Source organism: Frankia sp. Mgl5 (genome assembly GCF_023242985.1).
GTDB lineage: Bacteria > Actinomycetota > Actinomycetes > Frankiales > Frankiaceae > Parafrankia > Parafrankia soli.
Genome location: NZ_JALKFY010000595.1, coordinates 1 through 325, shown reverse-complemented (window position 1 = coordinate 325; position 325 = coordinate 1). Strand labels below are relative to the sequence as shown.

Sequence of the window (325 nt, the reverse complement as noted above, 5' to 3'; positions counted from 1 at the left end):
ATGGAGATATTGACAACGTTTAGCCGGTAATACAAATCCTCGCGAAACGTTCCTTCTTTGATTCTGCCTGCCAGATCGCGATTGGTGGAGGCGATTACACGAACATCGATAGACATCGGCCGTGTACTGCCGACCCGCTCCACTTCTTTTTCCTGCAGCACCCGCAGCAGCTTGGCCTGAAGCGGCAGCGGCATATCCCCAATCTCATCGAGCAGGATGGTTCCCCGGTCAGCGAGCTCGAACTTCCCCTTTTTGCCTTTTCGGACTGCTCCGGTAAAAGCACCTTCTTCGTAGCCGAACAGCTCCGATTCGAGCAGGGTATCGG

1 protein-coding gene is annotated in these 325 nt (G+C 54.5%); it reads right to left on the bottom strand.

Going from position 1 to position 325, the window contains the following annotated elements:
- A partial coding sequence (locus MXD62_RS10800) for a sigma-54 factor interaction domain-containing protein (protein ID WP_248829168.1) occupies nucleotides 1-325 on the bottom strand: 325 nt, incomplete at both ends.